Source organism: Methylobacterium sp. D54C, assembly GCF_053345595.1.
On record NZ_JBKFAK010000008.1, the window covers coordinates 247,617 to 254,570 of the forward strand.

5 protein-coding genes are annotated in these 6,954 nt (G+C 77.0%); 1 reads left to right on the forward strand and 4 read right to left on the reverse strand.

Features of this window, described 5'->3' with window-relative positions; translation table 11 throughout:
- Nucleotide 1 precedes the first annotated feature (1 nt).
- The 4 genes from ACLBYB_RS18360 to ACLBYB_RS18375 all read right to left on the reverse strand — a co-directional run bounded on the left by ACLBYB_RS18360 (nucleotide 2) and on the right by ACLBYB_RS18375 (nucleotide 3,549).
- On the reverse strand, nucleotides 2-928 hold the full coding sequence (locus ACLBYB_RS18360) for a hypothetical protein (protein ID WP_447699616.1): 927 nt from the start codon (nucleotides 926-928) through the stop codon (nucleotides 2-4).
- Between the two features lie 76 nt (nucleotides 929-1,004).
- A complete protein-coding gene (locus ACLBYB_RS18365) occupies nucleotides 1,005-1,961 on the reverse strand; it encodes a glycosyltransferase family 2 protein (RefSeq protein ID WP_447699617.1) in 957 nt (318 codons plus the stop codon).
- A complete protein-coding gene (locus ACLBYB_RS18370; RefSeq protein ID WP_447699618.1) occupies nucleotides 1,958-2,920 on the reverse strand; it encodes a rhamnosyltransferase in 963 nt (320 codons plus the stop codon). Before ACLBYB_RS18370 ends, ACLBYB_RS18365 begins: the two co-directional genes overlap by 4 nt.
- Complete coding sequence (locus tag ACLBYB_RS18375; RefSeq protein WP_020093357.1) at nucleotides 2,917-3,549, reverse strand: PadR family transcriptional regulator; 633 nt, start codon at nucleotides 3,547-3,549, stop codon at nucleotides 2,917-2,919. Before ACLBYB_RS18375 ends, ACLBYB_RS18370 begins: the two co-directional genes overlap by 4 nt.
- Before the next feature lie 338 nt (nucleotides 3,550-3,887).
- Here ACLBYB_RS18375 and ACLBYB_RS18380 point away from each other — a divergent pair.
- A partial coding sequence (locus ACLBYB_RS18380; protein WP_447699619.1) for a glycosyltransferase occupies nucleotides 3,888-6,954 on the forward strand: 3,067 nt, incomplete at its 3' end.

A 6,954-nucleotide genomic window follows, 5' to 3' on the forward strand; every position in this document is an offset into this window, starting at 1 on the left:
GCTACGCCCGCAGCGCGATCATCGGCAGCACCGCCGCGTCGAGGGCGGCGGCCAGCACCGGGAGCAGGGCCGGCCAGCGCAGGGCCGCCGCGGTGCCGATCCGCCCCCGGGCGAAGGCCAGGATCAGCATCGGCGCCAGCGGCAGCAGGTCCCGGGCCTGCAACCCGCCGAGGCCGCCCGCCGAGGCGAGGGCCTGCGGCAGCACCGCCAGCCAGAGGCCGAGGAGCGCGCAGCCCGAGAGCCACAGCCGCTCCGCGCGCGGGGGCAGGGGGCCGCGCCGCAGCGCGACGGGCGGCACCAGCAGCGCGGCGGCCCAGACCCCGGTGAGGAAACCGGGCAGCGGGACGGGCAGGGACACCAATCCGCCCCCCGCCGCGCCGGGGGGCGGAAGCCCGGGGCTCGCGGCCGGCAGGAGCGCCGGCAGGAGCGCCGGCAGCAGGGCGAGCGCGGCGAGCGGCAGCCGCTCCCGCCAGGCGCGGACGCGTCGCCCCGGGGGCGGGAACGGCACCAGCAGCATCCCCACGAGGGGCGCGCAGGCCGGCCGCGCCAGCACCACCAGGGCGATCGCCAGCGCCGCGCCGGCGCGGCGCGCCGATCCGTGCCGGCCCGTCATCGGCCGGGGGCTGAGCAGCGCGGCCGCGAGCGCCGCCAGCGCCAGGACGGGCCCGTCCGGTCCCGGGGCGGCCGCGAGCGAGGCCGGGAAGCACAGCAGCGCGAACAGCGCGGCCCGGCCCCGGGTCGCCAGGGCCAGGGCGGCGAGCCCCAGGCCCAGGAACGCCGCGATGCCGGCGAGCCGGCCGCAGACGGCGAGGGCGGACGGGGACTCGCCGGTGAGACCGATCCAGGCCAGCGCGAGGCAGGCCGGGAAGCCGAGGCCCAGGAAGGCAAGGGCCCAGAACCGGCCGCCCCCGGTGATCGGCAGGCTCACGGCCCCGTCCGGGTCGCGCGGGCGGCCGGCCCCTGCGCGGCGGGCGCGCGGACAGGGCACGGCATCGTCGGCCCGCTCAAGCGGCGGGCCGCGCGCGCGCGGCCCGCAGGAGGTCCGGCACGAGCCCCGGCAGCGCCGCGGCCAGGAGGCCCGCCGCCCGCAGGACCTCCGCGGCCTCCCGGGGGGAGCGGCGGGCGAGGGCCAGGGCGAGACGCAGGGGCACCTGCGCGCCGAAGCTCGCCGCCGCCAGGCCGAGGGCCGTCGCGGCGCCGTGGTGCTTGCCGGCGTAGAGGATCTGGCTGCGCAGGAAGTAGAACAGCCGCCGCGCCCGCACCTGCCGGGTCGTGCCCTGGCCGACATGGCGGGCGACCGCCCCGGCCACGTGCCGCACCGCGAAGCCCGCCGCCCGGGCCCGTTCGCAGAGGTCGGCATCCTCCCAGTAGACGAAGAAGCGCGGGTCGAACCCGCCGAGGCTCCGGAACAGGTCGCGGCGGATCATCAGGAAGGCGCCCATCACCTGGTCGACGGCGCGGTCCTCCGCGTGGTCCCACTCCAGCAGGAAGTGCGGCCGCACGAGGCCGAGGCGGTCGAGCGCCAGGGCGCGGCCGAGGAGGCCCAGCGCCGAGGGCGCCCGGGCGCAGGAGCGCGCGGTCCGCCCGTCCGGGTCGACGAGCCGCGCGCCCACGATCCCGGTCCGCGGGTCGGCCGCCAGGGCGGCCAGGGCCACGCCGAGCGCGTCGGGCGCGACCTGCGTGTCCGGGTTCAGGAACAGGATCGCGGGGGCGTCGCCGGCGGCGGCGCCCTGGTCGCAGGCCCGGCCGAAGCCGAGATTCGCGGTGTTCTGGATCAGCCGGAGCGGGCGGGGCAGGGCGGGCAGGGTCTCGGTGGAGCCGTCCGTCGAGGCGTTGTCCACCACGGTGACCTGCACGGCCGAGGCGTCCCGCGCGGCCGCGAGGCTCGCGAGGCAGGCGCGCAGCAGGCCGCCGCCGTTCCAGTTGACGATCACGACGTCGAGGGCAGGGCGGTCGGTCACGGCAGGTCCCGGGGCAGGTCCCGGGGCGGCCCGAGGCGCCCGAGGGCGCCGTCGCGCGCGGCCGCGAGGAGCCTGAGCAGCACGGCGGGCCGGAAGCCCGAATCCGCCCAGTACAGCCCGGCCTGGAGCGGCAGGTAGGCGGCCTGGGCGAGTTTCCAGCGCGGCGGCACGTGCGGCAGCCGCCACGCGTAGATCGCGTTGCGCAGGTAGGTCGCCATGCGGAACAGGGGCTGGCGCGGCATCGTGATCCCGAAGGCCCGGATCGTCCCGCCGCCGACGCGGTGCGGGATCGCGACGGCGTCGGCTCGGTAGCAGCCGTAGCCGAGGCTCCAGGCACGGAAGCACCATTCGAGCTCGACCCCGTCGATGAAGAAGTCGCCGCGGAACGGCCCGACCCGCGCGAAGGCGTCGAGGTCGAGGAGCGAGCCCGAGGTCGCCAGGAACTGCACCGGGGCGAGGCCGTCGCGTGCCGGCGCGCCGGGACGGGGCGGGTAGGCCGGCGCCTTGTGGCCCGGTGCCGGCGCGGGCACCGGGCCCACCACCGCCGCCGGGATCCCGGCCTCCCGCAGCCGGTCCCGCGCCGCCAGCAGCGCGGCGGCGAGATCCGCGGGCGGCTCGGCGTCCTGGTCGAGGAGGAGGAGGGTCCCGCCCCCCGCGGCGCGGGCGGCCGCCGCGATCCGGTTGAGCGCCTCGGCGATGCCGAGATTCGTGCCCGCCGACAGCAGGGTCACGCCGGCCCGGGCGAGCTGGTCGGCCGTCCCGGCCGGGAGGCCGCCATTGTCGAAGGCGATCACCGCGGCGTCGCCGGCCGAGGCCAGGGCCCGGACGCGCGCCACCTGGTCCGGCCGCGGCCGGAACAGGGTGATCCCGAGGACGAGGCTGCCGAGCCGCGTCCCGGTGACGGGTCCGGTGACGGGTCCGGTGACGGGTCCGGTGACGGGCGCGGGACGGCCCGTCACGCCCGCTCCACCGCGGCGGTCGCCGCCTCCAGGGCCGCCGTGATGGCGGCGGCCTGCTCGGCGCTGAGCGGACCGCGGGCGAGCCGCATCTGCAGGGCGAGCTTCAGCCCCTCCTTGGCGCGCACGACCGAGGGCGGGGGACCGTCGCCCCGGGCGGCCTCGGCCTCGGCCATCCGGGCGAGGATCGCCTCGAGGGTCGGGCGGTTGCCGTCCAGGAAGGCCTGCCCCTCGGGCGTGATCGCGTGCAGCCGCTTGGTGCCCTCCCCGGGGGTCACCGTGACGTGGCCGAGTTCCTCCAGGAGGGTCAGCGTCGGGTAGACGGTCCCGGGGCTCGGGCTGTAGGCGCCGCCGACCCGCTCCTCGATCGCCTTGATGATCTCGTAGCCGTGGCGCGGCTTCTCGGCGATCAGGTGGAGGATGACGAGGCGCAGGTCGCCGTGGGCGAAGAAGCGCGCGAGGTCGCCGCGGCCGCCGCGGCCGAACATCCGGCGGTCGCCGGGACCGCGACCCGGGTGGCCGTGGGGCCCGTGCCGTCCGCGGGGGTCGCCGCCCATCGGCCCGCGATGGGCGCGGACGCGGAAGGCGTCGAAGGGATCGGCGTGCAGGCCGTCCGAGACATAGGGATGCATGGAGACGACTCGATTTCGATATGACGAATTTTCAGATATATCGAAATACGGTCGGCAGCAAGGCCCTCCGCCGGTCCGCGGCATGACCCGCGGCATGGCCCGCGGCGCGGATGCCGGCGGCGCCCCGCGGTTTACGGATTCGGCCGGTTCCGCTAGTGCGACTTGTGTCCGACAGGACGATCGCTCCCGCGCCGCCTCGCGCCTCCGACGCTGCCCGCCAGCTGCCGCCCATGACCCGATCAGAGCCCCGCGCCTCGACGGCGCCCGCCCGGCGGGCGGCCGATGGATCCCGCGCCCCGTGACGGCCCGCGGCGAACGCCCCTCCGCAGAGTCCTGAGATGCGCCGCGACTCCGACGGGACCGGCCGGATCTCGGCCCTGACGCGGATGCGACGCCGCCTCGGCCGGCTGCGCGACCCGCTGGCCACGCCGGCGGCGCTGCACCGACGCTGGGCGGGCGCGGCGACCGGCGCGGATCTCGAGGCGCGCCTGATCGCCGCCCTGGCTCCGCACTTTGACACGGCGTTCTACGCGAGCTGGTACGGGATCGCGGCCGACCCGGTGCGCGACTACCTCGTCCACGGCTGGCGCGCGGGCCGCGACCCGCGCCCCGACTTCGACTCCGCCGCCTACCTCGCCGCCCATCCCCACCTCGCCCGCGCCGGCATCAACCCGCTCCTGCACGCCCTCGCGCGCCGCCGCGCCGGACGTGGCGGGGCCGGCGGGGCGGGGGAGGCGGCCGCCCTGCCGAAGCCCGACACGGCCGAGGCCCACCGCCTCGCCCGCCGCCTCGTCGACGGCGCCTACTATCTCGCCGGCAACCCCGACCTCGCCGCCGCCGGCGTCGACCCGGTCGACCACTACATGGCCTCCGGCTGGCGCGAGGGCCGCGAGCCGGCGCCGCACTTCGACACCCTGGCCTACTGCCTCAGCCGCGGGATCACCTTCGCCACCCGGAACCCGCTGGTCCACTACGTCCTCCACGGCGGACCGGCCCGCCCCGACCCGGAGGCCGCGCTCGCGCTGCGGATCGAGACGCTCGCCCCCTACTTCGACGCCGCCCATTACCGGCAGCGCCTGCCCGGACCGCAGGCCGAGGCGCTGGCCGATGCCTCGGACGCGGCGCTGCTGCGCCACTACGTGGCGGAGGGCTGGCGGGCGCGGATCGGCCCGCGGCCGGACTTCGACCCGGCCGGCTACGTGCAGGCGCGGGCCGGCAGCCGGGCGGTCGCGGACGACCCGTTCTTCCGCTACGTCGCCGAGACCCGGCTGACGGGGGCCGAGCCGTTCGCGGGGCCGCACCGGCTGAACCTGCCGGCGGTGGACGCGGCGTGGTACCGGGCGACCTATCCGGACGTGGGCGGGCGCGAGCCGTTCCTGCACTTCGCCGAGGCGGGCTGGCGGGAGCTGCGCGATCCCGGCCCGGGGCGCTCGACGCTGGCGGCGCTGCTGCGGGTCTGCGGGCTGCGGCCGGCGCGGGCGCCGGTCGAGGACACGGGCTGGCTGGGGGCGATCGGGCAGGAGACCCTCGAGCGGGACGCGTTCCTGGACCTGCAGGCGCGGCTGGTGGCGGGGCATTTCGACTACGGCTTCTACCGGGCGCGCTACGGCCTGTCCGAGGCGGAGGACGCGGTGCGCGACTACTGCGACACCGGCTGGCGCGCGGGCCGCAACCCCAGGCCCGACTTCGACGGGCAGGCCTACGCCGACGCGCATCCCGGGATGCGCGAGACGGGCCTCGCGCCCCTCGTCCACCGCCTCGCCACGGCGCTGATGCACGGGACCGACATCGCGGCCGGTGCCTTCCACCCCCGCTACGGCACGCCGGATTCGCGGGAGGCGGCGCTGGCCGACGAGGCCCGGACGGTCGCACCGTTCTTCGACGCCGCCTTCTACGCCAAGCGCAACCCCGACGCCGCCGACGCCCCGCTCGCCCACTTCGTCGCCTACGGGCAGCACGAGGGCCGGGACCCGAGCAAGGCCTTCTCGATCGCGTTCTACCGGGAGACCTACGGGCACCTGCTGGGTCCCGGGGAGTCGCCGTTCCTGCACTACGTGCGCACCGGCCGGGCCGCCGGGCTGATGGGCTGCCCCGAGGATCTCGGCACCTACCCGCCCATGGAGGCCCCGGCCGCCGACGAATGGGACCGCCTGCCCCGGGCCCTGCCCATCGCGCAGGCCCGCGTCGTCGTTATCGTCCCCGTCTACAAGGGCCGCGGCGAGACCCTGCGCGCCCTCCACGCCTGCCTGTCGGCGCCCCAGGCCACGCCCTTCACCCTGCTCGCCGTCAACGACCGCTCCCCCGACCCGCAGCTCACTGCGGACCTCGCCGCCCTCGCCGGCCGCGGCCTGTTCCACCTCGTCGAGAACGAGCGCAACCTCGGCTTCGTCCGCTCGGTCAACCGCGCCCTCGGCCTGCGCCAGGGCCGCGCCGTCGTCCTGCTCAACTCCGACGCTGAAGTCTTCGGCGACTGGCTCGACCGCCTCGTCGCCCACGCCGAACCTCAGACAGACCCTCAGGCCGGGTCCGGCACGGAAGCAGGGGCTGGGGCAGGGATGGGCGCGGGGCTGCCCGTGGGCAGCGTCACGCCGCTGTCCAACAACGCCACGATCTGCTCCTACCCGCGCTTCAACGCCAACAACACCATGCCGCTGGAGATCGCCCGGCCCGACCTCGACCGCGTGGCCGCGCAGGTCAATCGCGGCCGCGCCGTGCCCGTGCCCACCGGCGTCGGCTTCTGCATGTACATGACCGCCGCCGCCCTCGACGCCGTCGGCGACCTCGACGCCGAGGCCTTCGGCAAGGGCTACGGCGAGGAGAACGACTGGTGCCTGCGCGCCATCAAGGCCGGCTTCGTCAACCTGCTCGCCGAGGACGTGTTCGTCCACCATGCCGGCCAGATCTCGTTCGGGCTCGACGCGGGCGGCGAGTACGACCAGGGCCAGGCGGCGCTGCTCGCCAAGCATCCCGACTACCCGGCCCGGGTCGGGCAGTTCGTCCAGGCCGATCCCGGCCGGCGCGGGCGGGCGCGGCTCGACCGGGCGCGGCTCGCCCGGCACTTCGCCGGCCGGGCGCTGCTGTACGTGACGCACAGCTGGGGCGGGGGCATCCAGCGGCACATCGACGACATGGTCGCGCAGGCCCGGGCCGAGGGCCTGAGCGTGGTGCTGCTGCAGATCGACCGGACCCGCAACCTCGAGGTCCACGTCTCGTATCGCGGCCCCGAGTTCCTGTACCTGCCCAACCTCGACAGCCTGTACCTGCCGCGCGACGCGGCGGAGCTCGCGGAGTTCGTCGGGCAGCTGGCGCCGGTCCTGATCCACGTGCACTCGCTGGCGGGCTTGCGCTGGGGCGCGGCGCGGGCGCTGATGGCGGTGGTGGCGGGGTCGGGGCGTCCCTACGCGT

What these genes read in the sequence shown, in the direction of transcription:
- ACLBYB_RS18375 (WP_020093357.1), bottom strand. Translation starts at nt 3,549, where the DNA reads ATGCATCCCTATGTCTCGGACGGCCTGCACGCCGATCCCTTCGACGCC.